A 26,473-nucleotide genomic window follows, 5' to 3' on the forward strand; every position below is an offset into this window, starting at 1 on the left:
AAACTCAGTGACAGTTTACCCGTCTGTTGACGGGTAACTGAAGTGACTTTAAACATACAAGGGCATCAGGCCGCACGTTTCCCGTTCTACAACGCATCCTCAATCACCCACACGCTGACGCTTCCCCCTTTACAGGTAAAGGTGCCTTCGCCATCCGCCGCGGTGGTGACCGTTTCTTCACGATTGCCGAGGAAATCACGCCACGTTTTGTTGCCGTAGTTTTCTCCCAGGCAAATCACCTTCTCGCCATCGTCGCCGTTCGACATCACCACCACGCAGCCGGGATCGTCTTCCGTGCCGCTGCGGCTGAAGGCGATGCAGTTTGGATGGTCAAAAAAGAGCGTCTGCACGCCGTGGGCAAAGCGCTGGCGGGCGAGGATCAGCTCGTGAAGCTGCTCAATCACCGGCATATCAATATGGTACGTTTCACCGTCGCCTCCCGTATCGTCATAGCTTGCGCCGAACAGATCCGGATAGAAGACGCTCGGCACGCCGTTTTCCCGCAGCAGGATCAGCGCGTACGCCAGCGGTTTAAACCAGGCTTCAACCGGGGCCTCCAGCGCCTGCAAGGGTTGAGTGTCGTGGTTCGCGACGAGGGTCACCGCATGGAACGGGTCGGCCTCCACCAGCGTGCCGGTGAAGATTTGGCTCATGTCGTAATCCCGGCTCTGACGTGACGCTTCGTGGAATTTCATCTGCAGCGGGGCATCAAACAGCATGGTTTTCCCCTCGACCTGGTCAATATAGGCCTGAAGTTTATCCACCTCGTGAGACCAGTATTCCGCCACGATAAACAGCGGCTGTTCGGCGACTTCCTGAACGTGCTCAATCCACTCTTTGTAAAACCAGGCGGGAATATGCTTGACGGCGTCCAGACGAAAACCGTCGCAGCGCGTCTGTTCCATGACCCAGCGGGCCCAGTATTTGATCTCCTCGGTGACGGCGTGATTGCGAAAGTCGATGTTTTCGCCCATCAGGTAATCGAAGTTACCCATCTCATCATCGACCTGGTCATTCCAGCCTTCTCCGGTGTAGTCGTTGACGATTTTAAAGATCCCGTCTTCATCCGGGTTTTCAATATGGTCGACGCCGCTAAAGCATTTGTAATCCCAGATAAACTGCGAATATTGCCCGGCGCGGGCAGGGAAGGTGTAGCGAGTCCAGGCCTCACACTCAATGATTTCATCATCAATTTGTGTACGGTCCTGTTCGTTCACGCGCTGCACGCGGACAGGCTCTTTCTCATCAGCCCCCATTTTGTGGTTAACCACCACGTCCAGCAGGACGGCAATGTCGTTGCTTTTGAGGGCGTCGATGGCTTCCAGCAGCTGCGCTTTGTCACCGTATTTCGTGGCGATGCTGCCTTTCTGATCAAACTCGCCGAGGTCAAACAGATCGTAAGAGTCATAGCCAACCGAATACCCGCCGGAAGCTCCTTTATACGCGGGCGGGAGCCAGATCATGTTAATGCCGATTTCGTTAAGGTTGGGGGCTAACGCCGTGACTTCTCGCCACAATTCACCGCCAGCGGGGTAATACCAGTGAAAGCATTGTAACAGGGTGGGGTTTTTCATCGTCCGTGCTCCAGAAGCCATATGGCAGACTTCTGGAGTATGGTTGATGAATCGCTAATGTGTCTTATTGATTCATCTCTCCGGGAAATAAAATGTTGCCAGAAAGCCTACCGTAGGTAACGTTAACGTTTTTTTGCTTATTGGTTTGAGCAATAAGGCCGCTTAGCTCACTCATCCTCTCCTGCAGCAACGTCTTCAGAATGATTTCATTCTGAAGCACCTGATTCAGTATTACCATCGCCTGGTCCTGAATCCCCTTACTGTTGGGTGGAAAAGGCGTCGTGCTGATCTCTTCAACCAGCGAAACGTACGCCACTTCCTGGTCAATAAGCTCATCCCATTTCCCGGATTGAGCAAGGCTTAGCATGGTATTGCTAAGGGCATTAAGGGCATGCCACTTTTTAAGGGATAAGCTGGAGTCGTTCATTACAGTTAATCCTGCTTGGGAGAATAACCCGGGCCGATTTGCTTCCAGGCGTCGGAAATATTGAGCAGCAGAGCCTCGACTTCGGTAATGGCCTCGATGTCATTGCGCAGGTTGGCATGTAACAAACGGCGTACCATATAGTCGTAAAGCGCAGAAAGGTTGCGGGGGAGTTCCCCACCCACATCCATATTTAACCCAGCCTTAAGGCCATTTTCGATAATATTAATGGCCTTAGACAGGGCCTCTCCTTTTGCCGGGATATCCCCTTGCTCAAGGAAAAGGCGCGCCCGGACAAGCGCGCTATGGATACCGTCGAACAACATGACAACCAACTGGTGCGGGCTGGCACTCAAGACAGCAGATTCAAGACCTACCTGCTGATAGGCTTGTACACCAGATTTGTTATACATATCGGTTCCTTTCTTACTTACTGCTGAACTGTTGGGTCAAATAAGTGGCCGTACCATTGAATTTAGTCACCAGCTTATCCAGGTCGTTAAATTGCTTTTTATAACGCGCCATCGTGGCTTCAATGGTCAACTCCATCGCGTCGTAACGTTTGCCGATAGATTTGAGCGTGGCGTTAATACCGTCCTTCGCATTCTGAATAACACCTTCTTTACCGACAGACGTACTCAGCATATCGGTTAGCTTGTTATTCATCTGGGTAGCGAAACCGGTCGTTTTCCCGTCACCCACAAAATAGGCCTGAACGCCAGCGGGATCGTCCGTGAGCATCTTGGTTAACTTTTTATCATCGATTTTCAGGTTGCCAACCGCGCCGTCAGCGCCTTTGACCGGGTCCTGCGTGATGCCAAGTTGAGCCATGATGGCATAGGAGCCACTCTGTACATTGGTCAATAAAGCACGAAGATCGGATTGTACTCCGCGGATAGTACTGTCACCCATTAACACGCCGTTGTTCGAAGACTGGGCGGTTGCACCCACTGCGGGTGGTTCGTATTTGGTCAGCGCAGCGATGGTAGACTGCAGAGAGTTATAGGCATTAACCCATTCCGTAATGGCTTTTTTGTTATCGTCGGATGCGCGGGCTACCGTCAGGGTTTCATCTGCCGTGCTCGGAGCTTTCAGGGTTAATGTGACGCCAGGCATAGCGTCAGTAATGGTATTGCTCTGGCGAACAATTTGAATACCGTTCACGTTAACGACGGCATTTTGTGACGGAACCTGTACCTTCAGCGCGGCGCTGCCGATGACGGCATTCAGCGTATCGTCCCCGGTTACCGAAACCGTCATATCAGAATCGGTACCCGTGGTTTTTGAGGTCAGCATCAGACGGTAGTCGCCGTTATCGGCTTTCACCACGCTTGCTGATACGTTGCCGTTGGCCGCGTTGATGGCTTTCGCGATGCCATTCAGTGAGGTATCTCCATCGGCGAGCGTGACCGTCAACGGTTTGCTGTCGGCGCCTGCCTGGGTGATGGTAATGGTTCGGCTATTGGAACCTGTAGTTCCCCCCAACTGCTTTGTATTGCTGTCAATGGTGCCGGGAGCCGTCGTCAGTACCTGGCCTTTCGCGATCTTACTGACGTTAATAGTGACATCGCCAACGTTAGCGCTGGAGGTACTGACAGCCGAGAACGCGGTGTTGGTGCTGGAAACGGACGTCGAGTTCCAGGTGTCCGCCTTTGCCAGCTTTGCTGCTGCGGTTTGCAGGGTAGTCAGGGCGCTTTGTAATTTTCCGTAACCGGTGATTTGCGCGTCGTAAGCGGTCTTTTGTTTGGCAATCGCCGTTAATTTCGTCTCTTCTGCTGCCTGCAGTTTATCGTACAGATCCGACAGGCCGGGCACGCCCACCCCGAGATTACTGATAGTCGCCATGTAATGTTCCTTCTCAATGGATGTTTCAGTCGTTTATCGGCCCAGCCTGCAAAAAGTTTACGGTGAGTTTTAAAAAATAATCGGGTAATAAGCGCTCTTTATGTGGCTTATAAAATCTGACTGGACGTGGCTAAAGGGATCTTTCAGTGAGGATAAAAATGCGGATCTGATGCTGATATTTTGTATGTTCCTGGTATTGCTGGTGTCTGGGTTTCCTAAATAACTTATTAAAAAACAATGAGTTGATTTTTTTATTAGATATTTTCTAAAGTCTGCTGCAAGGGCGTCGATAACCTTGTTGACGGTGAGAGACGCCGTGAGTGTTAGGCACCGACCCTAGAAACCATTTTTGAAGGAATTAAAAATTATGGCAGTTATCAATACTAACCTGTTGTCCCTGACCACTCAGAACAACCTGAACAAATCTCAGTCTTCTCTGGGCACTGCTATCGAGCGTCTGTCCTCTGGTCTGCGTATCAACAGCGCGAAAGATGACGCTGCTGGCCAGGCGATTGCTAACCGCATGACCTCCCAGATTAAAGGTATGACCCAGGCGGCACGTAACGCTAACGACGGTATCTCCCTGGTTCAGACTGCTGAAGGTAACCTGAACGAAATCAACACCAACTTACAGCGTATTCGTGAGCTGTCTGTTCAGGCTGCTACCGACACCAACGGTTCTTCTGACCTGACTTCCGTTAACACTGAAATCAAACAGCGTCTGGCTGAAATCGACCGTATCGCGGGCTCAGCTAACTTCAACGGTAAGAAACTGCTGGACGGTTCTGTATCTACCGCGCTGAAAATTCAGGTTGGTGCTGGTACTTCTGCTAACGACACCATCTCTGTTGACAGCAACGCGCTGATCAATGCGACCTCTGGTACTCTGAGCGCTGGCCTGAGCACTGCAATCTCCGATAACGCCTCTGCACAGGCTGTTATCTCTGCTGCTGATGCTGCAATCGCGAAAATTGATACCGCGCGTTCTAACATGGGTGCGATTCAGAACCGTTTCGAATCTACCATCAACAACCTGAACAACTCTATCAATAACCTGTCTGCTGCTCAGTCCCGTATCCAGGATGCTGACTACGCTACCGAAGTTTCCAACATGTCTCGCGCGCAGATCCTGCAGCAGGCTGGTACTTCTGTACTGTCTCAGGCAAACCAGGTTCCACAGGCTATGCTGTCTCTGCTGCGTTAATCGCCGCGTCTGTTTCACAAAAGGTTGCTGGAGACAGCAACCTTTTTTTTTGCTCGCCAGACAATCTCCGAAATAAGCCCTTATTCCCGAGGGTGTTCCTTCCATTATCCCAAATATTCCCTTGTACGATAGGTAAGAATCGCAATCTTACTAAGAGAATCGGGATGAACAAGTTCGAGCGTACACGATCGCTGCATCAGTATTACCGTGATGAATTTTCACGGCTAATTTACTTGCCAGAAACAGATGCATTGCCTGCGCATATCGTGACCGAAATCCTGCACTATAAAAATTCTGATATCGCCACGCTCGAACCCCAGATCATGGATGCAACAACCGATCTGGATGCACAAAAAGAATTCGCCGTTAAGCGCATGCTGTGCGCGATTGCCGTTGCAAACGCCGCGTTTGATTTTAAAAATCAGGGCAAGCCAACACCCTTTTCGAAAGAGATGAGCGAAACCATTACCGGTTGGGTCGTAGAGGCGCTTCAGCATGACGACAGCATAAATCTTCTGGTGGCGGGTATTCAGGTCTTCTTTCGGATTAACGAAATTGAGGCCGCGTTATTCCTGATTTCAAATTACTACACGGTGGTAAACCTATCCCCGATAGTGATGAAAATATTGCTGCTAGTGTGTCTGATGGAAGATGACTTTAATCAGATGCAGGTGCTGATCCAGCAGTTGACCGCTAATCCTGAGTATATTGGTGAAGATGCGTTAACCATGCTGATGGTTGTCATGGGGATTCATAAGCTGGGTGGCTGCCCTGAATCGTTCATCGATTTTTCCGCATTGAAAATGCCTGACTACGAGCCTGATTTTTCGCACTACGAGTGGCTTCAACCGGCAGAAAATAATGGAAAAACCACGGTTCTGGTCGCGTGCGATAAGCGCTATTACTTCGATCATGCCCTGACGCTGTTAGGTTCGATCTTCCATACCAACGGCGACCAGCTTAACGTTCACCTGCATCTCTATAACCCTGATGATGAGACTACGGCGCACGTTCATTCGCTGCATCAGCGTTTTCCGGGAATGGTGATATCGGCGACAGCCGAAAAGATTGCGCCGGCTTTTGGTATCAACGTCTGGTACGCCTCAAGACGTTTTGTTTTCCTCAGTTATGCACAGAGCGTGTTCACCTCTCCAGTGATTGTTCTTGATGCAGATTGTCTCGTTCGTAAGAACTGGGCCGAAATTAAGCAATATCTCCCTGAGAACGAAATTGTCCTCTCTTACAGCAACGGCGCTCCGCCATGGGAGCAGGTTCCCGCGGGCTTTGTTTATACGGTTCCAGGCTCGCTTTCGCGTAAATACCTGTCGCTTGTGGCGACATTTATTGACTGGAATCTACGCCGCGGCAATGCGGAGTGGTTCCTCGACCAGGTCGCACTTTCTGTCGCACTGGATGCATTGCCTGCGGTTGAGCAGATGGCCATTCATCGCGAGCCGCTGGAGAACCTGATCGATATTCGCTACACCGACGCCACGTTCAGCTGGACGGTGACCACGCAAAAATCAGGCGGCGAAGCGTATCAGCGCTATAAAACAGCGATGCAACAAACCTATTTTTGTTATCCACTGAATTAACGGAACCCTCCCTGAATGTTGTATCCAGATAATCGATTCACGCTATCGGGTTTACAGGCCGCCGCCGCCCTGTATCAGTTCCCTGCCGGGGCGCCTGCCAATGCGCGCGTCCTTGATTTAGGCTGTGGCTACGGGGATGCGTTGTTATCCGCCGCGCTGGCCTGGCCTGGCTGTGTCGGGATTGGTATTGATATCAACGAAGATGCTATTGCAGAGGGGCAGAGACAGGCGCAGCGTCTGGGCATCACCCATATCGAACTGGTTGCGGCAGGTGTTAACGATGTGCTGAACGTGTCGCCAGGAGAATTCGATTACATCCTCATTCGCGGGAACTTCATGCCTGAAAGTATGTTAGAGCGTGATGCGTTGTTGCAGTGGTGCCGTCGGCACCTTTCGGCACAGGGCATCATTGCCTTCCATCAGGTGTTTACCTCCCCGGAATCTGCGGCGCAGTATGTTCAGGATGCGTTGGCCTTCCATGCGCGTCTTGCGGAACGACCGGAAGATAAAGTCGCGTTTGCCCGCGGTATGCTCAGCTATCTGGCATTGACCCAGCCGGAAGGCGAGATCAAACAATATGTGCTCGAGATGGAACGTGCTGACGACGCCGCCCTTATCGAAGCCCTGGCACGCGCCACGCATACCTTCGCTCAGTTTCATCACTTCACCGAGAGTCTCTTATCCTGCGGGCTGCGCTACGTGGGGGATGCACTTCCTCAGTATGAAAGCGGGGAGAGCGTTAGCGAGCATATTCATCAACTGCACGCGCTGGTGTCATCGGGGCAGACGTCGACTGCCGCTCAGCAATATCTTGATTTTGCCGTCAACCGTCGCGAACGCGTCGGCCTGCTTTCCCGTGATGATGCCGTTAACGCGGCGGCGCTGGATTTTACCCGGTTAAACAAGCTGCACTGGGCCGGTGATTTCAGACGTTGCCGCAACGATCGCGGCGAGGTCGTCAATGCTCACACTAACGCTGAAGGGAAGTTTTTCTCGACGCAAAATACCACGACGCTGCACATTCTCGATCTGCTTGGCGGCGCATGGCCGCTGAGCCTGTCATTTGATCAACTGGTGAGTAACGCGCGTCTTCCCGAAAAAGAGGAGGATGTCGCCCAGAGCGTGCTTGAATCTCTAAAAGATCTCTTTCTCAACCAAATTCCAGGGCTTCACTGGGCGGGCTCACCGGGGCCTTACAATGTTCAGCCTGAAGGTGAGCTCACGTTAATTGCTCCCCTTCAGGTAGGGCAAGACGCCGACATCACGTTTAATCTCTGGGGTGAACGTGTGGCCCTCAGTGAGGACGAGCGGGAGTTCGTGGTTGCTGGTATGGATGTGAATCAGGCCAGAAGCCGCGAGCGCTTTACTGCACTGAAGGCGAAAGGGCTGTTGAAAGGCTCCCCTGAAGCATGGCGCAAAGCACTGCAGCGTTTTTTGCGCCTGGGGGATGTCGACTACCTCAAAAGCAACATTGATACGCTTTTGCTGCTTAATGTCGGGTCGCAACAGGGCGGGTTACTTGTTGACGGCCAGATAATGGCGGGGGAGAGGGATGAGCAGGATCCTGATATCGATCTCATCTACCAAAAAGTAAACGCTCTGATTGCCGCCGGTCTGGCGAAAGATGCGCGCGATTACATTACGGGACAGATTGAAAACGATCCCCATAATTTGCATATGCTTCGCTGCTTTTCCCGTGCCAGCCTGCTGATGGGCGACTGGGACGAGGCTCTTCTGGCACTCTGCCAGCTCATGAGCCGCTACTCTGCCGGACAGGATATTTGGTTCGACCTGGCCACCGTGCTGCAGAAAAAAGGCGAGCTGCATTATGCCGCCCGGATCCTGCAGACGCTACTGCGGTTGAATAAACAGAATGCGTCATTCTGGAACACGCTGGCGGTGGTGTATCACGCGCGTCGTAATATGGCCATGGCTGAACGCTGTGCAAGGGAGTCTTTGCGTTATAACGCCACTAACCCGCTGCATCTTGCGATGATGGGCATTATTCTCAGTGATAACCAGAAGCTGACGGAAGCACGTTATTTCCTCGAGAAATCGCTCGAGTTTGCGCCGGGTGATTTTGACTGTTTCACCAGCCTGCTGTTTGTTCTTACCCACGATTTTTCTGTCTCGCCGGAAGTGCTCTTCGAGCGCCATCTTGCCTATGGTGAGCTGGTGACCGCATGGGCGAAAAATGTCGACCTGACGCTGCCGTGGCAGGGTAGCAAGGATCCTGAGCGGCCGTTGCGCGTGGGCTTTGTCTCAGGTGACTTCCGTAATCATCCCGTAAGCCGCTTCCTGCGCCCGTTCTGGGACGGCATGGATCGGGAGCGTTTTTCTCTCTACGGATATAGCACGCTGGATAAAGATGATGCCGTCACGGAGCACTTCCGTAACACCTCTACGAAGTGGTTATCCGTTACCCATCTCAATAATGTTGAGCTGGCAAAACAGATCCACAGCGACGGGATTGATATTCTTTTTGACCTCTCGGGGCACACCACCGGGACGCGTTTACCTGCGTTTGCCTTTAAGCCTGCTCCGGTGCAAATCACCTGGCTCGGCTACCCTGGCACGACCGGAATGCGGCAGATTGATTACCGCATAATCAGCACCGGGTTTGTCCGGAGTGCCGAAATAGACGCTCAGTTTACGGAGAAGCTTATCGCGATCCCACTCGATAACTTTTTCGAGCCGGATGCGTCCAGCCCTGACGTTAATACACTGCCAGCGCTGAAGAACGGCTGGTTTACCTACGGTAGCTTCAATCGTCCTAAAAAATTGAACGATCGGGTCTTTGCGCTGTGGGCGCGTATTTTGCTGCATAACACTGCGTCACGCTTGCTGATTGGTTTTATGGATGACGATGCAATGATTGCTCGTTACCGCAAAAAGCTTAATGCGCTGGGCGTGTCGGATGAGCAGCTTATCTTCCGCAAGACGACGGGGCTGGAGGCCTACCTTCATATGCACCATGAGGTAGACATGCTGCTTGATTCCTTCCCGTACAACGGGGGAACCACCACCAGTCATGGCATATGGATGGGCGTCCCGACGCTTACTCTGGCAGGCGCGACGTATCCCGCACGTCAGGGGCTGGAGATCATGCATATCTACGGGCTGGATGAGTTTGTGGCGGAAAGTCAGCAGGACTATTTCGACAAGGCCGTTAGCTGGCAAACCCGGCTGGAAACCCTCAGCGCTTTGCGCCAGAACATGCGCAGCACAATCCTACCCCAGGGCCAGAGCAATGTGGCGATTCCCTTCCAGCAGGCCCTTCGTGAGGCCTGGCGAAAATGGTGTGCTGATGAAGCACCGCGCAGTTTCCAGGTATCAGGTACTGAGGATTAACTTATGAAAAATGTCTATGTTACCAGTCCACTTCTTCCGCCACTTGAGGAGTTTATCCCTTACCTGGAGACACTGTGGGAAAGTAAAATTTTGACTAACAGTGGCCAATTCCATCAGCAGCTGGAGGAGGCGCTGGCGGCGTATCTGGGTGTAAAGCATGTTTGCCTGTTCTCCAACGGCACGCTTGCACTGCTGACGGCGCTTCAGACATTACGTATTACTGGCGAAGTGATCACCACGCCGTATTCCTTTGTCGCTACGTCTCATAGCCTGCTGTGGAATGATTTGACGCCGGTCTTTGCCGATATTGATCCCGTTACCTTTAATATCGACCCGGACCGCATTGAGGAGCTGATTACCCCTAAAACGACCGCTATCATGCCGGTCCACTGCTATGGTATTCCGTGCGATATGGAGCGCATCCAGAAAATTGCCGATACCTATGGCCTGAAGGTCATTTACGATGCAGCCCACTGTTTTGGTGTTAAACAGGATAACGCCAGTATACTTAATTATGGCGATTTGTCCGTGCTCAGCTTCCACGCAACGAAGGTATTTAATACCTTTGAAGGGGGAGCCATTATTTGCCATGACGCCAAAACCAAACAGCGTATCGATTACCTTAAAAACTTTGGTTTTGCCGATGAAACCATTGTGATGGCGCCGGGTATTAACGCAAAAATGAATGAAGTGCAGGCGGCGATGGGGCTGCTGCAGCTGAAGTATATTGACAGCGCGCTGCAGGAACGCGCAATTATCTATCAACGCTACGTTGAGCTGCTCGATTCCACGCTTCCTGCGCTGGCGTACATTAAGCCTGCTGATAATATTGAATGGAATTACTCCTATTTCCCGGTGCTTATTCGGGCAGATTCCGCGGTAAGTCGGGATGCTATCTACGCAGAGCTGCGCAAGCATAATATCTATGCCCGGCGCTATTTCTATCCGCTGATCAGTGCATTCCCGATGTATCGCCACTTCCCGACGGCGAATGCGCAGCATCTCCCTGTGGCGGATGAAATTTCTCATGCGGTGCTTTGCCTGCCAATTTATCCGGGCCTGCCGGTGGCCGATCAGCGTCGCATTATTGAGATTATCCAGGCGCTGTTTATCGATGCCGAACGCGCGGCAGAGCCTGCACTGGTTGTTAATGGATAGGAAAGGAAACCGATGAAGTTGGCGATCATGCAGCCCTATTTTTTTCCGTATTGCGGCTATTTCCAGCTGATGGCGGCAGTGGATGCTTTCGTGGTGTATGACAACATCAAGTACACGAAAAAAGGGTGGATTAACCGTAACCGTATCCAGACACGCGGCGCAGAGTCGTTAATTTCACTACCGCTAAAAAAAGACTCTGACTTTCTGGATATCAGGGAGCGGAAGCTCTCGGCTGCGTTTGACCGCAATAAGCTGTGCAATCAGATTGTTGGCGCGTATCGCCACGCCCCCTGTTTTTCCGCGGTAATGCCGATAGTTGAGGTCATTATTCAGAACCCGGATGATAATCTTTTTAATTATCTGTGGAGGGGGTTAGTGGAGCTGCGGGATTACTTCGGCTTCTCCTGCGAACTGATTGTCTCGTCTTCGTTACCCGCGAATCACGCCTTAAAGTCCCAGGATCGCGTCATTGATATTTGTCAGGTGATGAACGCCCGAACGTATATTAATCCTCCGGGAGGTACCGCGCTCTATTCACGACAGGAGTTCATTGAACGCGGACTTGAACTGCAATTTATACAGCCGCAGCCGTGGCACTACCGGCATTCTGACGCGGAATTTATACCCTGGCTGTCCATTATTGACGTCATGATGTTTAACCCTCGCGATGAGGTGGTTCGTCGCCTGCAACATGGTTATGAGTTAATTTAATATGTTTACATGGAAAAAATTAGGGAAGGTCTTTACCCCGCAGGAGGTCACCCATCTCCCATGGCTTAGAGAGTTTGCGCAGGCTCCTGCGACGCTGATCTTTGATGATTTCGTGCGCGTCTATTTCTCCTGCCGCCCGCCTGCTGATGAGCAAGGGAAATATGTCAGCTATTCCGCCTGGGTAGATTTGGCGCGTCACGATCTCTTCCAGGTATTACGCTTTGCCCGCGAACCGATTCTCCCGCTGGGTGGATACGGAGAATTTGACGAGTTTGGTACCTATCCCGTCTCCGTGATGCGCGATAACGATGTGGTAAAAGCCTGGTATGCCGGCTGGACGCGCTGCGAATCCGTGCCGTTTAACGTGGCGATTGGCATGGCAGTAAGCCATGACCAGGGTGAAACCTTCGTTAAAGCGGGGCCGGGTCCGGCAATTGGTTACTCTCCGGATGAGCCATTTGTGATGAGTGGGCCGAAAATTCGCAGATTTAATAACCAATGGCAGCTTTTTTATATTGCTGGTCGCAAATGGAAATGGGTGGATGGCCGCGCAGAGCCGGTCTATAAGATTCGCATGGCGACATCTGAAGATGGCATCAACTGGACAAAACTGAATAAAGATCTGATCCCCAGCCGTATCGAAGAGGACGAGGCACAGGCCAGTCCGGATGTTTTTTACGCCAACGGCAAATACCATATGTTTTTTTGCTACCGCTACAGTGCCCATTATCGCGGGAAACAGAACGGTTACCGGATTGGCTACGCGTGGAGCCTGGATATGATCTCGTGGCATCGGGATGATAGCAAAGCCGGCATTGATGTCTCTGCGTCCGGATGGGATGCAGAAATGATCAGCTACCCGCACGTCTTCGAACTGGATGGCAAGATTTATATGGCTTATCTGGGGGATCAGGTAGGGCGCTACGGCTTTGGACTGGCACAACTTGAGGGAACATTATGCTAACCCTGAACTGGCGTAAGCACGGGCTTATCTATTCGCCGTCACAGTTTCCTCCTCTGGCAAATGGGGTTGGTTTTGCCCAGTCTCCGCAAGCGCTGGTGTTTGATGACTTTGTTCGAATCTACTTTTCCACGCGTGAACGGGAGGAGAACTCAGCAAAGTTTATTAGCCGCGTCTGCTATGTGGATATGGATAAATCTCTGCGGGAGGTGCTTCGCATCAGTCCCGAGCCGGTGATAGCACCTGCCGAGCTGGGTACATTCGATGAGCACGGTATTTTCCCCTGTAACGTTCTGCGTCATGAAGGAAAAATCATGGCATGGACAACGGGCTGGAATCGTCGCGTTTCAGTCTCGGTTGATACGGCTATTGGTCTTGCGTTAAGCGCGGACAATGGCGAACATTTCACCCGTTTCGGTACCGGGCCCGTGATGGGACCCTCATTGCACGAGCCACACTTAGTGGGTGATGCCTTTGTTATCCATACCCGTGAACGTTTCCATATGTGGTACATCTTTGGCACGGGGTGGAAGAAGCGCACACCGGATTCAGCTCCGGATCGCATCTATAAAATTGCTCATGCGGTATCAAACGATGGTATCAACTGGCAGCGTGACGGCAGACAAATTATCCCTTCTGTTCTGGGCGATGATGAATGCCAGGCACTGCCGACGGTGATTGAAATAAATGGCCGGTATCATATGGTCTTTTGCTTCCGGGAATGTTTTGACTTCCGCACAGGGCAGGGGAGGGGGTACCGTCTGGGCTACGCATGGTCTGATGATTTACATCACTGGCATCGTGACGACAGTCAGATGAGCTCGCTGGCTTCCGTGGATGACTGGGACAGTGAAATGCAGTGCTACCCGCACCTTTTCCGCTGCGACGAAAAAGTCTATTTGCTTTATAACGGTAATGCGTTTGGCAAAGCCGGATTTGGCCTGGCAGAGTGGGTAATATGACTCGCTGGGAGTTCTGCCAGAATCGCGCCACACCGGAGGACATCGTCGTCTATTTTAACCAGTGTGACCCGCTTTTTATTGCCTCGATCACCGATGTAATCGCGTTACAGGACTATGCCCAAAAAATAGTGGATCGGGCATGGAGAACCGAAGCCTGGCATGACAACGCGCTCATCGGGATGGTTGCAGCCTATTATAACGCGCAGCGTCAGCAGGGCTTTATTACTCATGTTTCCGTTTTGCCTGGCACTCAGCATTGCGGTATAGGTAGCCAGCTATTAATTCAGAGCATTGAACATCTACAGTCTCTGGGTGTGACTGAAATTAATCTTGAAGTCGATGAGAATAACGTGTCGGCACAACATTTATATCTAAAGCATGGGTTTATCTTTGGTCGATCAAACGCTTCGAAGATAACCATGACTTTGCAGAGTGAGATAACAACATGATCCTTCGTGATTACAATCTGGAAATTAAAGATACTGCCGACCATCAGTATGCCTATAACTTTGATTTTGATGTGATGCACCCTTTTATGATCCGTGCGTTCACACCTTTTTTTAAAACCGGTAATTTACTTGAGCTTGGCAGTTTTAAAGGTGATTTTACCGCACGATTGGCAGAAAAATTCAGCGACATCACCTGCGTGGAAGCCTCGGCAGAGGCGATGAGTATCGCCAGTGAACGCCTGGGGAAAAATGTATCGTTTGTGCATTCCCGCTTTGAGGATGTTGAACTGCCGGAGCGTTATGACAATATTGTTCTCACCCATGTGCTGGAGCATATTGACGATCCCGTTAACCTCTTAAAACGCATTAATGATGAATGGTTAACGGATGAAGGACACCTTTTTCTGGTGTGTCCAAATGCGCATGCCGCCTCCCGACAGATTGCCGTTAAAATGGGATTAATCTCGCATAACAGTGCGGTGACGGAAGCTGAGTTTCAGCATGGCCATCGTTGTACATATTCTCTGGATACGCTTGAGAGAGATGCCCGCCTTGCAGGACTTAACGTTGTTTATCGCACGGGTATTTTTTTCAAGGCGCTCGCTAATTTCCAGTGGGACAAACTTTTACAGACGGATATCATCTCGAAGGAATATCTTGAAGGGTGCTACGAGTTAGGCCATCAATACCCTGATTTATGTTCAAGCATATTCTTGCTGTGTAAAAAAGGCTGACGTTATTCTTACTCCAGGATGCATGTTATCCCAACATGCATCGGTAACCCCCAAATAACCCCTTATTTTACCCACTATTCATCCAATTGAACGCCCTGCAGAATCGGATAATCATGCCGATAACTCAACTAACGCAGGGCTGTTTATCGTGAATTCACTCTATACCGCTGAAGGTGTAATGGATAAACACTCGCTGTGGCAGCGTTATGTCCCGCTGGTGCGTCACGAAGCATTGCGCCTCCAGGTGCGTTTGCCGGCGAGCGTGGAACTTGACGATCTGCTACAGGCGGGCGGTATCGGGTTATTGAATGCAGTTGACCGATACGACGCTCTGCAAGGAACGGCATTTACGACTTACGCAGTTCAGCGTATTCGTGGTGCGATGCTGGACGAGCTGCGCAGCCGCGACTGGGTGCCGCGCAGCGTTCGCCGCAACGCGCGCGAAGTGGCGCATGCGATGGGACAGCTGGAACAGGAACTGGGACGCAACGCAACGGAAACCGAAGTGGCGGAACGTCTTGGTATTGCTGTTGAAGAGTATCGTCAGATGTTGCTCGATACCAATAATAGCCAACTCTTCTCCTATGACGAGTGGCGCGAAGAGCATGGCGATAGCATCGAGCTGGTGACGGACGAGCACCAGCAGGAAAACCCGTTACACCATTTAATGGAAGGGAATTTACGCCAGCGCGTAATGGAAGCGATTGAAGCTCTGCCCGAGCGCGAACAGCTGGTGTTGACCCTTTATTACCAGGAAGAGCTTAATCTCAAAGAGATTGGCGCGGTTCTGGAGGTGGGGGAGTCGCGGGTTAGCCAGCTGCACAGCCAGGCCATTAAACGCTTACGAACCAAACTGGGTAAGTTATAGGTGATCCAATCACCCGAAAAATGCCGCACAACGTATTGACAACCAGGAGTTATCATGACGGTGCAGCAATCTAAAAGACGGCCTTTAAGCCGCTACCTGAAAGACTTTAAACACAGCCAGACGCATTGCGCCCACTGTAACAAATTACTCGATCGTATCACGCTGGTTCGCCGCGGCGAGATCGTGAATAAAATCGCTATCTCTCGCCTCGACACGTTAATGGATGAAGCCGCGTGGCTCGAAGAGCAAAAAGAGTGGGTGGCGCTTTGCCGTTTCTGTGGCGATCTCCACTGCAAAGAGCAAAGCGACTTCTTTGATATCATCGGCTTCAAGCAATTCCTGTTTGAACAAACGGAGATGAGCCACGGCACCGTGCGCGAATATGTGGTTCGCCTGCGCCGTCTTGGGCAGCATCTGAGCGTTAACAATATATCTCGCGATCTGCTGAAGACCGGTTACCTGGATGAAAATCTGGAGCCGTGGCTGCCTGCAACCAGCACCAACAACTACCGTATTGCGCTGCGCAAGTATGCGCAATATAAGGTGCAAATGCCGGGTTCCGTGAAGCAGAAAGCGCTCGCCGGAACAACTTCTGATATATATTAAAAAAGAATAAGATGTAGCGCAGTCGCCTTTGACGTTGCAGGCGATTTCTCTACACTACGTAAAAATTCCACTATATCGGGGTATTTATGAAATTTGCACTTCTGGGTCGTCAGGCGCTGATGGGTGTTATGGCTGTCGCGCTGGTTGCGGGCATGAGCGTGAAAACGTTCGCTGCAGAAAACCTGCTGAATAAAGTAAAAGAGCGCGGTACGCTGCTGGTCGGGCTGGAAGGAACCTATCCTCCGTTCAGCTTCCAGGGCGATGACGGCAAGCTGACCGGTTTTGAAGTGGAATTTGCAGAAGAACTGGCGAAGCACCTCGGCGTTAAAGCCTCCCTGAAACCGACCAAATGGGACGGTATGCTGGCCTCGCGTCAGAAAGTGAATGAGATCTCAGAGCAGCTGAATCTCAGCCCGAAAACGGTCAACAGCTATCGTTATCGTATGTTCAGTAAACTGAACATTCATGGTGATGTTGAACTGACTCATCTGGCCATCCGGCACGGTTTATGTAACGCGGAGACGTTGTTAAGTCAGTGAGTGATGTATTCGATTCAAAAGCATTTCTGAAAACCGTAACCAGCCAGCCAGGCGTCTATCGGATGTATGACGCTGGCGGTACGGTTATCTATGTGGGGAAGGCCAAAGATCTTAAAAAGCGTCTTTCCAGCTATTTCCGCAGTAACCTTGCCTCCCGTAAGACCGAAGCGCTGGTCTCACTCATTCAGAATATTGATGTCACCGTGACGCATACCGAGACGGAAGCGCTGCTGCTTGAGCACAACTATATTAAGCTCTACCAGCCGCGCTATAACGTGCTGCTGCGGGACGACAAATCCTATCCGTTTATTTTTCTGAGTGGCGACACCCATCCGCGTCTGGCGATGCACCGCGGCGCAAAACACGCGAAAGGGGAATATTTCGGCCCCTTCCCGAATGGCTATGCCGTGCGGGAGACGCTGGCGCTGCTGCAAAAAATCTTCCCGATCCGCCAGTGTGAAAACAGCGTCTACCGCAACCGCTCGCGCCCGTGTTTACAGTACCAGATTGGGCGTTGCCTTGGCCCCTGTGTTGCCGGGCTGGTCAGTGAAGACGAGTATGCGCAGCAGGTAGAGTATGTACGCCTGTTCTTAGCTGGCAAAGACGATCAGGTTTTAACCCAGCTGATCGCCAGAATGGAAAAAGCCAGCGCCGCGCTTGAGTTTGAAGAGGCTGCGCGGATCCGCGACCAGATCCAGGCGGTGCGCAGAGTCACTGAGAAACAGTTTGTCTCAAATACCGGCGACGATCTCGACGTTATTGGCGTGGCCTTCGACGCCGGCATGGCCTGCGTGCATGTGCTGTTTATTCGCCAGGGCAAAGTGCTCGGCAGCCGCAGCTATTTCCCGAAGGTGCCTGGCGGCACCGAGCTGGGTGAAGTGGTAGAAACCTTTGTTGGCCAGTTTTATCTTCAGGGCAGCCAGATGCGTACGCTGCCCTCGGAGATCCTGCTCGATTTTAGCCTCGATGATAAAACCCTGCTGGCCGATTCGCTTTCCGAACTGGCCGGGCGTCGGGTCAATGTTCAAACCAAACCGCGCGGCGACCGTGCACGCTATCTGAAGCTGGCGCGGACCAACGCGGCGACGGCGCTCACCACTAAACTGTCCCAGCAATCGACGGTTAGCCAGCGTCTAACCGCGCTGGCGACGCTCCTGAAGTTGCCGGAAGTGAAGCGAATGGAATGTTTCGATATCAGCCATACGATGGGTGAGCAGACAGTGGCGTCCTGCGTAGTATTTGACGCCAACGGCCCGCTGCGCGCCGAGTATCGCCGCTATAACATCACCGGCATCACGCCGGGTGACGACTATGCTGCCATGAATCAGGTGCTGCGCCGTCGCTACGGTAAAGCGATTGAAGAGAGCAAGATCCCGGACGTGATTCTTATCGACGGTGGGAAAGGGCAGCTAGGTCAGGCGAAAGCGGTATTCGAGTCGCTCGACGTTGAGTGGGACAAAAACCATCCGCTGCTGTTAGGCGTGGCAAAAGGGGCCGATCGTAAGGCCGGTCTGGAAACGCTGTTTTTTGAGCCGGAAGGTGAGGGCTTCAGCCTGCCGCCGGACTCCCCGGCGCTGCACGTCATCCAGCATATTCGCGATGAGTCGCACGACCATGCCATCAGCGGCCACCGCAAAAAACGGGCGAAGGTCAAAAACACGAGCACGCTTGAGACTATTGAGGGCGTTGGGCCAAAACGCCGCCAGATGCTGCTGAAGTATATGGGCGGATTGCAAGGATTACTCAACGCCAGTATGGAGGAAATTGCAAAAGTGCCGGGTATTTCGCAAGGGCTGGCAGAAAAGATCTACTACTCGTTGAAACATTGAGGGCTCTGTAGCAACATAGAGCTAAATTTTACTGACAACAAATAGTTACCGTCACTATGCAATATAATATCCCTACGTTGCTCACTCTCTTTCGTGTTGTACTCATTCCGTTCTTTGTGCTGGCGTTTTACCTGCCGGTCGTCTGGGCACCGTTCGCCTGCGCATTGATCTTCCTTATTGCAGCGGTAACTGACTGGTTTGATGGCTATCTGGCGCGCCGCTGGAACCAGAGTACCCGTTTCGGCGCCTTTCTCGATCCGGTAGCGGATAAAGTGATGGTCGCGATCGCGATGGTGCTGGTGGCTGAGCACTATCATACCTGGTGGGTGACGCTGCCCGCCGCAACTATGATTGGCCGTGAGATCATCATCTCTGCGTTGCGTGAGTGGATGGCGGAGCTGGGGAAACGCAGCAGCGTGGCGGTATCCTGGATCGGTAAAGTGAAAACCACCGCGCAGATGGCCTCGCTGGTGTGGATGCTCTGGCGTCCGAACGCCTGGGTTGAGTGGGCGGGGATTGGCCTCCTGTGGGTCGCGGCGGTGCTGACGCTGTGGTCAATGCTGCAATATTTGAACGCTGCGCGCGGGGATTTGCTTGATCAGTGATCGTTTCGCCGTAATTTTCAGCAAACAATCCAGACAAGCAAAAAATAACGTTGACTCATCACGTCATATCAGTAGAATGCAACGCATCGAACGGCGGCACAGTAAGCCGGACGATAATGAAATCAAGTGGTTAGCAGTTAACTTGATAACATGCGGGAATAGCTCAGTTGGTAGAGCACGACCTTGCCAAGGTCGGGGTCGCGAGTTCGAGTCTCGTTTCCCGCTCCAGATTAAAGACATGCGCAATTGCGGGTGTCAGTTAGAAAAGTTTTACGGCGCGTTAGCAAAGCGGTTATGTAGCGGATTGCAAATCCGTCTAGTCCGGTTCGACTCCGGAACGCGCCTCCACTTTCTTCCCGAGCCCGGATGGTGGAATCGGTAGACACAAGGGATTTAAAATCCCTCGGCGTTCGCGCTGTGTGGGTTCAAGTCCCACTCCGGGTACCATGGGAAACAAAGAATAATCAAAGCAATAAGCAGTGTCGTGAAACCACCGAAAGGTGGTTTTTTTGTGCCTGAAATCCGCTTTCTTGCATCATTGTTATTATTCAGTTATTCAGTTTTTCAGTTATTCAGTTATTCAGTTATTCAGTTATTCAGTTATTCAGTTATTCAGTTATTCAGTTATTCAGTTATCCAGAGCGAAGGTGTATTTGTCGGCGATACGACAGGGATTCGCGAAGATGCATTGCATCAGTACCCCTGTCATATCGCCGATATCATTCTGCGCCCAGGTTGTCAGAAATATTCACGCTTGCCACGGACTGAACTTTCCATGCGCCATTTTCTTTGACCATGCAGTCAATCACGGTGTGATCCCGCTTTTTGCCGAATGATATATACACCTGCATGCATGCGGCATCGTAATCTAATGCCCGCGCACTGACGATGCCCCAGTCATCATCATATCCCTGGGCCTTTATGAACATATCGACGTCAGGCACGTCATATTCATCCGGATCCAGCTTATCCATGGCTTTGAGCTTGCTGATTGTTTCGCGGGTAACGTATCGGCTCAGCGCTTCATAGTTTTTTATTGGCTCTTTCCCACTAAGAATCTGCGAGATGTACCACTTATTAAACTGAAGGGCGGCGGATGCCTCAGGGGGTAGCTTCTGTGCAGCTGATACGAGAGTGGGCAGAAGCAGGGCAGCAAGAATTATTTTTTTCATGTTAGTCATGCCTGTATATTGCATACACTGGCTTTACTTCCCGGTATTCTTTTCCCGGATACATTGTTCGCTGAACAAAATCAGAGTACCAGACGCCGTTCCCGCCATAGATGCATGCATGGCCATAGGGGTGGTGGGCTGTAGGCTGGATCACTGCCACGTCACCCTCAACAGGCTCGCCGTAAATCTGATGGAAGCCAGCCAAAATCAAATTGCTTTTCATATCCTTAGCATAATGTGTGTTCTGCAGATTCGCACCGCCAGCGCGAATGGCTTTTGAAACAAATTCTGCACATCTTTTCTGGCTATGCTCGCCCGCATGCTGGCGGGCATAAACTGCGGCTTTATGGGCACTCCACATAATTTAATCCCTTATAGACTTAATGGTTAACAAGGGAAACATTACGCCTGTAAGTTGCAGTTTTTTGTAAATAAGGGTGATCGGAATTAAACCACTATCTGTTTGGATAATGGTGTTTGGTTAATCCATACGGCATCTTTATGCCCGCTATCGCGGGCGTTTTAATATCCACCCAAATACGCCTTCCTCACCTCCTGATTTCCCAGCAGCTCCTCGCCGCTGCCGCTCAACCGGATCTGCCCGTTAACCATCACATATCCGCGGTCGGAAAGCTTCAACGCATGGTGCGCATTCTGCTCCACCAGAAAAATGGTCATGCCGTTGCGGGCCAGCTCGCGCAGCGTCTGGAAGATCTGTTTCACCACTATCGGCGCTAAGCCCAGGCTCGGTTCATCCAGCAACAGCAGCCTGGGACGGCTCATCAGCGCCCGGGCGATCGCCAGCATCTGCTGTTCCCCGCCGGACATGGTCATCGCGCGCTGCTTGCGCCTCTCCTTGAGGCGAGGGAACAGGTCGAACATGGTTTGCATATCTTCAGCCGCAAACCGATTGCCGATGGGGATGGTTCCCATCAGCAGGTTCTCTTCGACGGTCATATCCGGGAAGACACGCCGGCCTTCAGGCGCCTGCGCAATGCCGCCGGAGGCGACGTAGTGGGTGGATTGATGGCTAATGTCGTCACCACTGAACAGAATCTGCCCGCTCCGGATGCGCGGCTGGCCAAAGATAGACATCAGCAATGTGGATTTACCCGCGCCGTTAGCGCCAATCAGCGCCACGGTCTCACCTTTATTGACCTCCAGGGAGACCTGCTTCAGCGCCTGAATGGCGCCGTAGAACACATCCACCTTGCGAAATGCCAGCAGCGGTTCGGTCATAGGGTCACCTCGCTTTCGTCCGTACCCAGGTAGGCAGCAATCACCTTTTCATCATGCTGGATCTGTTCGGGTTTCCCTCTGGCAATGACATCGCCGTGGTCGAGCACGATAATGTCGTCCGAAATCTCCATCACCATCCCCATATCATGTTCAATCAGTAAGACCGTGATGTCATGACGATCGCGCAGGAAACGAATAATGCTGCTCAGCTTATGCGTTTCGACCGGGTTAAGCCCGGCGGCAGGCTCATCGAGACAGATCATCTCGGGCCCGGTACACATTGCCCGGGCGATTTCCAGTCGCCGCTGCTGGCCGTACGACATCTCTCCCGCCAGGCGATTGGCGCACTCCACCAGGTCCACCACCTCCAGCCAGTAGAAGGCCCTGTCCAGGGCATCGCTTTCCGCCCGCCGATATGCCGGCGTGTTTAAGATCCCGGCGAGCAGATTGCGGTTAACGCGCATATGCTGCGCAACCAGCAGGTTTTCCACGACAGACATCTCGCGAAAAAGGCGGATGTTCTGAAAGGTGCGCGCCAGCCCGGCGCGGTTCACCAGGTGCGTTCCGCCAAACATTTTGTAGAACAGGCGCTGCCCGAACTGCGCGGGGTTAATCCAGTCGCCCGGCTGGAATTTTTGTCCGAGAACCTGAATAACGTTGGTCGTTTTAGTGCGGGTAGAAAATAAAATATTGCCGCCGGAGGCCTTATAGAAACCCGTCAGGCAGTTAAACACGGTTGTTTTTCCCGCTCCGTTTGGCCCGATAAGGGCGGTAATGGAGCCGCGCTGCACGTCCAGATTTACATCGTTAAGCGCCTTAATCCCACCGAAGTGCATCATCAGATGTTCCACGCGCAATATCGTCCCGTTCATGGCGCCACGCCCTTACGCACGGCAAACCCGCTGCGGTTAATGCGGATCAGGCCGCGTGGACGCCAGATCATCATCACCACCATCAGCATGCCAAACAGCAGGACACGATACTCAGCAAAACTGCGCAGCAGCTCCGGCGTTACCGTCAGCACGAAGGCGGCCAGCACCACGCCAAGGGTCGAGCCCATGCCGCCCAGCACCACGATGGCGAGGATCAGCGCGGATTCAAAGAAGGTAAAGGAGGTCGGATTCACAAACCCCTGATAGGTTGCGAAGAACACCCCGGCAATCCCCGCGGTCGACGCGCCCAGCGTAAAGGCGGAGAGCTTCACCAGGACGTGATTCAACCCCATCGAGCGGCAGGCAATTTCGTCTTCTCGCAGGGCTTCCCACGCCCGGCCAATCGGCATCCGCGTCAGGCGGTGTTTGACGTAGAGCACCAGCATCACCACCAGGAACAGCACCGCGTAGATAAAAATAAACTTCATGTTCGGGTTGTAGGTCAGGTGGAAAAACTCGTGAAAAGGCACGCCGCCTTCTTTCGCGCGTCGTCCAAATTCCAGGCCGAAAAAGGTGGGGGGAGGGGCTGACACGCCGTTGGGGCCGCCGGTGAAGGTCAGCCAGTTGTTCAGGATTAGGCGAATGATCTCCCCGAACCCGAGGGTGACGATCGCCAGATAGTCGCCGTGCATGCGCAGTACCGGGAAACCGAGCAGGGCACCGGCGGCGGCGGCCATGATTGCCGCCAGCGGCAGCATGCTCCAGAAGCCTAACCCCAGATACTGATACCCCAGCGCCAGACCGTACGCGCCAATCGCGTAGAAGGCGACGTACCCCAGGTCCAGCAGGCCGGCCAGCCCCACGACGATGTTCAGCCCCAGACCGAGAAGCACGTAGATCAGCCCGAGAATGGCGACGGTCAGTACATACTTGGTGGCGACAAACGGGAAGCAAACCGCAAGCGCAATCAACAGAGGAATAATCCAGCGCATGCGGCTTTTGTAGTCCGGTGGCCTAACATAGACGCCCGCGTTATCAGCTTCGAAGCGCGCCTGGAAACGAGCGCCCGCGGCGGTACCCAAAAAAGCGCTCAAGAGAAAACGCCCCAGCATTACAATGCCGACCATCCAGGCCAGCCGTTGTCCGGCAAAGTTAAAGCTGTACCCGTCCAGCACCACGCCAGCAATCGGGCCGAAGATAATCAGCGCAATCAGCCCGGAAAAAATCGCGTCCAGAACGCAGCGCTTTAGAGAAAAACCGTGCGATGTCATCATTCTCTTCCTCACACTTTGGCCACAACCGGACGCCCGAGCAGACCCTGGGGCCGGAAAATCAGGATCAGGACCAGCAGGCCAAACGAGAAGACATCTTTATAGTCCGAGTTCACCATGCCCGAGAACTGGGCTTCTGCGACGCCCAGGATAAGGCCACCGAGCATGGCGCCGGGCAGGGAACCGATACCGCCGAGCACCGCCGCCGTAAAGGCCTTAATGCCAATCACAAACCCGACGTAGAAATCAAAGGTGCCGTAATTCATGGTGATGAGCACGCCCGCCAGGCCGGCCATCGCCGCGCCGATAACAAAGACCAGGGAGATAATCCGGTCGGTGTTGATCCCCAGAATAGAGGCCATTTTGCGATCCTGCTGTACCGCGCGGCACATCCGCCCCAGCCGGGTATGGTTGATTATCCACGTAAGCAACAGCATGCCGGCAAACGAGGCGAGCAGAATAAACACTTTGGTGTAGGTTATCTGCACGAACCCGTCGCCAAGATGCAGTCGAATCACGCCGTCGAGCATGGTCGGCACCCCTTGCTGGCGCGGGCCCTGGCTAAGCTGGGCGTAGTTTTGCAGGATAAGCGACATCCCGATGGCGGAGATAAGCGGCGCCAGGCGCGTGGAGTTGCGCAGCGGCCTGTAGGCGATACGCTCGATAGTCCAGCCGTACACGCCAGTTACCGCGATGGTGAACACCAGCGTACCCAGAATCAGCAAGGGGAAGGACTCAAGCCCGAAGAAAGAGAGCAGCGCCAGACCAATGGCGCAGAGATAGGCGGAAATCATATACACTTCGCCGTGGGCGAAATTGATCATCCCGATAATGCCGTACACCATGGTGTAGCCGATGGCGATCAGGCCGTAGACGGAGCCCAGCGTTAAGCCATTGACTAACTGCTGCAGGAAGAATGTACTCATCTTAGCGCGCTCGTTTTATAGGCTGCGCGAGGCGCGCAGCCTGATGTTTATTACGCGCCGACGGGCAAGCCCGCCGACGTTGAGCGTGATTCCGTCCCGTTACTGCACTTCCTTATATTTTCCCTTGTCGTCCCACTGGTAAACCACGTAGTCAGACACTTTCAGGTCGCCTTTGCTGTCCCAGGCTTTTTTGCCCATCACCGTGTCGACGGAATTGGCTTTCAGCCACTCGCTGGCTTTCGCGGAATCCTTGCCGCCGGTGGCCTTGAAGGCTGCGGCAATGGCCTGTACGGAGGCATAGGAGTAGAGGGTATAACCTTCCGGCTCGAATTTACCGGCGCGGAATTTGTCGATAACCGCTTTACCGTCCGGGATCAGGCGCGGATCTTTACCAAAGGTCATGTAAATGCCGTTGGTATATTGCGGGCCGCCCGCTGCCGTCACCATCTCTTCGTTGACAATGCAGTCGCCGGAGAAGAATTTCGCCTGCACCCCCTGTTCACGCATCTGGCGAACCAGCGGGCCAGCTTCCGGGTGACAGCCGCCGAAGAACACCACGTCCGGTTTTTGCGCGCCGATCTTCGTCACCAGCGCGTTAAAGTCTTTTTCACCGCGGGATAAACCTTCATACATCACATCCTTGACCCCGCGCTTCGCCAGCGCCGCTTTGGTGGCGTCTGCCAGCCCCTGTCCATAGGTGTCTTTATCGTGAATGATGACCACGCGTTTGGCTTTCAGCTTGTCGATGATGAAGTCGCTGGCGACCTGACCCTGCTGGTCGTCGCGGCCGCACATGCGGAACATGTCGCTCATGCCGCGTTCGGTGATCTGCGGGTTAGTTGAGCCAGGAGTAATCGCGATGATGCCCGCGTCGCTATACACCTCGGAGGCGGGCATGGTGGAAGAGGAGCAGAAATGGCCGACCACGGCGTTGACCTTATCCTGGTCGACTAAGCGGTTGGCGACGGCCACCGCCTGCTTAGGCTCGCAGGCGTCATCCCCCTGAACCAGTTTGATCTTCTCACCGTTAATACCGCCTGCGGCGTTAATGTCTTCGGCGGCCTGCGTTGCGCCGTGCCAGTACTGATCGCCGTAGGTGGCATTAGGGCCCGTGAACGGTCCGGCGACACCGATCACGATATCTGCCCGGGCGGAAAATGCCGTTACCAGACAACCGGCCAGCACAAGAGAAACAGGCGTTTTGATAAATTTCAGCGACATTATTATGTTCCTTAGCAAAGAGGTTTTTGCACCACGGCGTAAGCCTGAACGCCCAGGGCGCAGCCAATCCAAAAACACGAGCAAGAACAAAATGCACTAAACGAACGGCATCCTGCGTGATACGGCGAGGTTTCCATGCGCAGCGTCGCGCGAAGAACAGCAAGCAAAAACGTTGCCAGAATGGTTAACCCCTTGACGGGGTTATGACATGTTTGAGTATAGAGCGCCGCGTTATCCCGCCCTGCGCCAGGAGAAGAATTTACAGCGGAGATCACACATCGTTAACAATAAAGCCCATAAGTTGTGCAACGGTCACGATTTGCACACTTTTGCAGCAATAAAGACCTAAACTTCAGC

24 protein-coding genes, 3 tRNA genes and 2 pseudogenes are annotated in these 26,473 nt (G+C 52.8%); 18 read left to right on the forward strand and 11 right to left on the reverse strand.

Annotated elements, in window-relative coordinates; translation table 11 throughout:
- Positions 1 to 86 precede the first annotated feature (86 nt).
- From amyA to fliD, 4 genes are all read right to left on the reverse strand, one after another.
- Positions 87 to 1,574 carry an alpha-amylase gene (gene amyA, locus IM314_RS20165; protein ID WP_193358892.1) on the reverse strand — a complete coding sequence of 496 codons (1,488 nt, stop codon included), beginning with the start codon at positions 1,572 to 1,574 and terminating at the stop codon, positions 87 to 89.
- A gap of 64 nt (positions 1,575 to 1,638) precedes the next feature.
- Entirely contained in the window at positions 1,639 to 2,001 is a 363-nt protein-coding gene (gene fliT, locus IM314_RS20170) for a flagella biosynthesis regulatory protein FliT (protein WP_193358893.1), read from the reverse strand.
- Between the two features lie 5 nt (positions 2,002 to 2,006).
- Positions 2,007 to 2,411 (reverse strand): flagellar export chaperone FliS, encoded by a 405-nt coding sequence (gene fliS, locus IM314_RS20175; protein WP_028013691.1) that lies wholly within the window; start codon positions 2,409 to 2,411, stop codon positions 2,007 to 2,009.
- Positions 2,412 to 2,424: 13 nt separating this feature from the next.
- On the reverse strand, positions 2,425 to 3,843 hold the full coding sequence (gene fliD / locus IM314_RS20180; protein ID WP_193358894.1) for a flagellar filament capping protein FliD: 1,419 nt from the start codon (positions 3,841 to 3,843) through the stop codon (positions 2,425 to 2,427).
- Between the two features lie 367 nt (positions 3,844 to 4,210).
- Here fliD and IM314_RS20185 point away from each other — a divergent pair, with 367 nt between their 5' ends.
- The 18 genes and pseudogenes from IM314_RS20185 to IM314_RS20265 all read left to right on the forward strand — a co-directional run bounded on the left by IM314_RS20185 (position 4,211) and on the right by IM314_RS20265 (position 19,862).
- Positions 4,211 to 5,047: a flagellin gene (locus IM314_RS20185; RefSeq protein ID WP_028013689.1), complete on the forward strand. Its 837-nt coding sequence runs from the start codon at positions 4,211 to 4,213 to the stop codon at positions 5,045 to 5,047.
- A gap of 164 nt (positions 5,048 to 5,211) precedes the next feature.
- Positions 5,212 to 6,642 (forward strand): hypothetical protein, encoded by a 1,431-nt coding sequence (locus IM314_RS20190; protein ID WP_193358895.1) that lies wholly within the window; start codon positions 5,212 to 5,214, stop codon positions 6,640 to 6,642.
- Positions 6,643 to 6,657: 15 nt separating this feature from the next.
- Positions 6,658 to 9,993, forward strand: coding sequence for a methyltransferase domain-containing protein (locus IM314_RS20195; RefSeq protein ID WP_193358896.1), 3,336 nt, complete (start codon positions 6,658 to 6,660; stop codon positions 9,991 to 9,993).
- 3 nt (positions 9,994 to 9,996) lie between these two features.
- Positions 9,997 to 11,151 (forward strand): DegT/DnrJ/EryC1/StrS aminotransferase family protein, encoded by a 1,155-nt coding sequence (locus IM314_RS20200; RefSeq protein ID WP_193358897.1) that lies wholly within the window; start codon positions 9,997 to 9,999, stop codon positions 11,149 to 11,151.
- 12 nt (positions 11,152 to 11,163) lie between these two features.
- Positions 11,164 to 11,862 (forward strand): WbqC family protein, encoded by a 699-nt coding sequence (locus IM314_RS20205; protein WP_193358898.1) that lies wholly within the window; start codon positions 11,164 to 11,166, stop codon positions 11,860 to 11,862.
- 1 nt (position 11,863) lies between these two features.
- Entirely contained in the window at positions 11,864 to 12,826 is a 963-nt protein-coding gene (locus IM314_RS20210; RefSeq protein ID WP_059358235.1) for a hypothetical protein, read from the forward strand.
- Positions 12,820 to 13,785, forward strand: coding sequence for a hypothetical protein (locus tag IM314_RS20215; protein WP_150144197.1), 966 nt, complete (start codon positions 12,820 to 12,822; stop codon positions 13,783 to 13,785). Before IM314_RS20210 ends, IM314_RS20215 begins: the two co-directional genes overlap by 7 nt.
- Positions 13,782 to 14,234 carry an N-acetyltransferase gene (locus tag IM314_RS20220; RefSeq protein ID WP_193358899.1) on the forward strand — a complete coding sequence of 151 codons (453 nt, stop codon included), beginning with the start codon at positions 13,782 to 13,784 and terminating at the stop codon, positions 14,232 to 14,234. Before IM314_RS20215 ends, IM314_RS20220 begins: the two co-directional genes overlap by 4 nt.
- On the forward strand, positions 14,231 to 14,968 hold the full coding sequence (locus IM314_RS20225; protein WP_193358900.1) for a bifunctional 2-polyprenyl-6-hydroxyphenol methylase/3-demethylubiquinol 3-O-methyltransferase UbiG: 738 nt from the start codon (positions 14,231 to 14,233) through the stop codon (positions 14,966 to 14,968). Before IM314_RS20220 ends, IM314_RS20225 begins: the two co-directional genes overlap by 4 nt.
- 148 nt (positions 14,969 to 15,116) lie before the next feature.
- Entirely contained in the window at positions 15,117 to 15,836 is a 720-nt protein-coding gene (locus tag IM314_RS20230) for an RNA polymerase sigma factor FliA (RefSeq protein WP_014170714.1), read from the forward strand.
- 54 nt (positions 15,837 to 15,890) lie between these two features.
- On the forward strand, positions 15,891 to 16,442 hold the full coding sequence (fliZ, locus tag IM314_RS20235) for a flagella biosynthesis regulatory protein FliZ (RefSeq protein ID WP_028013680.1): 552 nt from the start codon (positions 15,891 to 15,893) through the stop codon (positions 16,440 to 16,442).
- Between the two features lie 86 nt (positions 16,443 to 16,528).
- Positions 16,529 to 16,813: pseudogene (locus IM314_RS22060) on the forward strand (transporter substrate-binding domain-containing protein); the annotation flags it as partial.
- A pseudogene (locus IM314_RS22065) lies at positions 16,802 to 16,981 on the forward strand (LuxR C-terminal-related transcriptional regulator); the annotation flags it as partial. The pseudogenes IM314_RS22060 and IM314_RS22065, both read left to right, overlap by 12 nt.
- Positions 16,978 to 18,810 (forward strand): excinuclease ABC subunit UvrC, encoded by a 1,833-nt coding sequence (gene uvrC / locus IM314_RS20245; protein WP_041909391.1) that lies wholly within the window; start codon positions 16,978 to 16,980, stop codon positions 18,808 to 18,810. The pseudogene IM314_RS22065 and the gene uvrC, both read left to right, overlap by 4 nt.
- Before the next feature lie 56 nt (positions 18,811 to 18,866).
- Complete coding sequence (gene pgsA, locus IM314_RS20250; RefSeq protein WP_041909393.1) at positions 18,867 to 19,415, forward strand: CDP-diacylglycerol--glycerol-3-phosphate 3-phosphatidyltransferase; 549 nt, start codon at positions 18,867 to 18,869, stop codon at positions 19,413 to 19,415.
- Between the two features lie 152 nt (positions 19,416 to 19,567).
- Positions 19,568 to 19,643, forward strand: a tRNA-Gly gene (locus IM314_RS20255).
- 46 nt (positions 19,644 to 19,689) lie between these two features.
- Positions 19,690 to 19,763, forward strand: a tRNA-Cys gene (locus tag IM314_RS20260).
- A 12-nt stretch (positions 19,764 to 19,775) separates the two neighbouring features.
- Positions 19,776 to 19,862: transfer RNA gene (locus IM314_RS20265), tRNA-Leu, on the forward strand.
- 272 nt (positions 19,863 to 20,134) lie between these two features.
- Here IM314_RS20265 and IM314_RS20270 read toward each other — a convergent pair.
- From IM314_RS20270 to IM314_RS20300, 7 genes are all read right to left on the reverse strand, one after another.
- On the reverse strand, positions 20,135 to 20,587 hold the full coding sequence (locus IM314_RS20270) for a DUF3828 domain-containing protein (RefSeq protein WP_047362808.1): 453 nt from the start codon (positions 20,585 to 20,587) through the stop codon (positions 20,135 to 20,137).
- A gap of 1 nt (position 20,588) precedes the next feature.
- The gene (locus tag IM314_RS20275; RefSeq protein WP_047362807.1) at positions 20,589 to 20,948 is read right to left on the reverse strand and encodes a hypothetical protein; all 360 of its coding nucleotides are present in this window, start codon (positions 20,946 to 20,948) and stop codon (positions 20,589 to 20,591) included.
- A gap of 161 nt (positions 20,949 to 21,109) precedes the next feature.
- Positions 21,110 to 21,826, reverse strand: coding sequence for an ABC transporter ATP-binding protein (locus IM314_RS20280; RefSeq protein ID WP_045631541.1), 717 nt, complete (start codon positions 21,824 to 21,826; stop codon positions 21,110 to 21,112).
- On the reverse strand, positions 21,823 to 22,698 hold the full coding sequence (locus IM314_RS20285) for an ATP-binding cassette domain-containing protein (protein ID WP_045260336.1): 876 nt from the start codon (positions 22,696 to 22,698) through the stop codon (positions 21,823 to 21,825). Before IM314_RS20285 ends, IM314_RS20280 begins: the two co-directional genes overlap by 4 nt.
- The gene (livM, locus tag IM314_RS20290) at positions 22,695 to 23,969 is read right to left on the reverse strand and encodes a high-affinity branched-chain amino acid ABC transporter permease LivM (RefSeq protein WP_047362806.1); all 1,275 of its coding nucleotides are present in this window, start codon (positions 23,967 to 23,969) and stop codon (positions 22,695 to 22,697) included. The genes IM314_RS20285 and livM overlap by 4 nt, the downstream gene beginning before the upstream one ends.
- Before the next feature lie 11 nt (positions 23,970 to 23,980).
- A complete protein-coding gene (locus tag IM314_RS20295; protein WP_047362805.1) occupies positions 23,981 to 24,895 on the reverse strand; it encodes a branched-chain amino acid ABC transporter permease in 915 nt (304 codons plus the stop codon).
- A gap of 99 nt (positions 24,896 to 24,994) precedes the next feature.
- Positions 24,995 to 26,116 (reverse strand): branched-chain amino acid ABC transporter substrate-binding protein, encoded by a 1,122-nt coding sequence (locus tag IM314_RS20300; protein ID WP_028013667.1) that lies wholly within the window; start codon positions 26,114 to 26,116, stop codon positions 24,995 to 24,997.
- Positions 26,117 to 26,473 lie beyond the last annotated feature (357 nt).

It is taken from the genome of Enterobacter cloacae complex sp. P42RS (genome assembly GCF_014930595.1).
Classification (GTDB): domain Bacteria; phylum Pseudomonadota; class Gammaproteobacteria; order Enterobacterales; family Enterobacteriaceae; genus Enterobacter; species Enterobacter bugandensis.

What these genes read in the sequence shown, in the direction of transcription:
- amyA (WP_193358892.1), bottom strand. Translation starts at nt 1,574, where the DNA reads ATGAAAAACCCCACCCTGTTACAATGCTTTCACTGGTATTACCCCGCT.
- fliT (WP_193358893.1), bottom strand. Translation starts at nt 2,001, where the DNA reads ATGAACGACTCCAGCTTATCCCTTAAAAAGTGGCATGCCCTTAATGCC.
- fliS (WP_028013691.1), bottom strand. Translation starts at nt 2,411, where the DNA reads ATGTATAACAAATCTGGTGTACAAGCCTATCAGCAGGTAGGTCTTGAA.
- fliD (WP_193358894.1), bottom strand. Translation starts at nt 3,843, where the DNA reads ATGGCGACTATCAGTAATCTCGGGGTGGGCGTGCCCGGCCTGTCGGAT.
- IM314_RS20185 (WP_028013689.1), top strand. Translation starts at nt 4,211, where the DNA reads ATGGCAGTTATCAATACTAACCTGTTGTCCCTGACCACTCAGAACAAC.
- IM314_RS20190 (WP_193358895.1), top strand. Translation starts at nt 5,212, where the DNA reads ATGAACAAGTTCGAGCGTACACGATCGCTGCATCAGTATTACCGTGAT.
- IM314_RS20195 (WP_193358896.1), top strand. Translation starts at nt 6,658, where the DNA reads ATGTTGTATCCAGATAATCGATTCACGCTATCGGGTTTACAGGCCGCC.
- IM314_RS20200 (WP_193358897.1), top strand. Translation starts at nt 9,997, where the DNA reads ATGAAAAATGTCTATGTTACCAGTCCACTTCTTCCGCCACTTGAGGAG.
- IM314_RS20205 (WP_193358898.1), top strand. Translation starts at nt 11,164, where the DNA reads ATGAAGTTGGCGATCATGCAGCCCTATTTTTTTCCGTATTGCGGCTAT.
- IM314_RS20210 (WP_059358235.1), top strand. Translation starts at nt 11,864, where the DNA reads ATGTTTACATGGAAAAAATTAGGGAAGGTCTTTACCCCGCAGGAGGTC.
- IM314_RS20215 (WP_150144197.1), top strand. Translation starts at nt 12,820, where the DNA reads ATGCTAACCCTGAACTGGCGTAAGCACGGGCTTATCTATTCGCCGTCA.
- IM314_RS20220 (WP_193358899.1), top strand. Translation starts at nt 13,782, where the DNA reads ATGACTCGCTGGGAGTTCTGCCAGAATCGCGCCACACCGGAGGACATC.
- IM314_RS20225 (WP_193358900.1), top strand. Translation starts at nt 14,231, where the DNA reads ATGATCCTTCGTGATTACAATCTGGAAATTAAAGATACTGCCGACCAT.
- fliZ (WP_028013680.1), top strand. Translation starts at nt 15,891, where the DNA reads ATGACGGTGCAGCAATCTAAAAGACGGCCTTTAAGCCGCTACCTGAAA.
- pgsA (WP_041909393.1), top strand. Translation starts at nt 18,867, where the DNA reads ATGCAATATAATATCCCTACGTTGCTCACTCTCTTTCGTGTTGTACTC.
- IM314_RS20270 (WP_047362808.1), bottom strand. Translation starts at nt 20,587, where the DNA reads ATGAAAAAAATAATTCTTGCTGCCCTGCTTCTGCCCACTCTCGTATCA.
- IM314_RS20275 (WP_047362807.1), bottom strand. Translation starts at nt 20,948, where the DNA reads ATGTGGAGTGCCCATAAAGCCGCAGTTTATGCCCGCCAGCATGCGGGC.
- IM314_RS20280 (WP_045631541.1), bottom strand. Translation starts at nt 21,826, where the DNA reads ATGACCGAACCGCTGCTGGCATTTCGCAAGGTGGATGTGTTCTACGGC.
- IM314_RS20285 (WP_045260336.1), bottom strand. Translation starts at nt 22,698, where the DNA reads ATGAACGGGACGATATTGCGCGTGGAACATCTGATGATGCACTTCGGT.
- livM (WP_047362806.1), bottom strand. Translation starts at nt 23,969, where the DNA reads ATGACATCGCACGGTTTTTCTCTAAAGCGCTGCGTTCTGGACGCGATT.
- IM314_RS20295 (WP_047362805.1), bottom strand. Translation starts at nt 24,895, where the DNA reads ATGAGTACATTCTTCCTGCAGCAGTTAGTCAATGGCTTAACGCTGGGC.
- IM314_RS20300 (WP_028013667.1), bottom strand. Translation starts at nt 26,116, where the DNA reads ATGTCGCTGAAATTTATCAAAACGCCTGTTTCTCTTGTGCTGGCCGGT.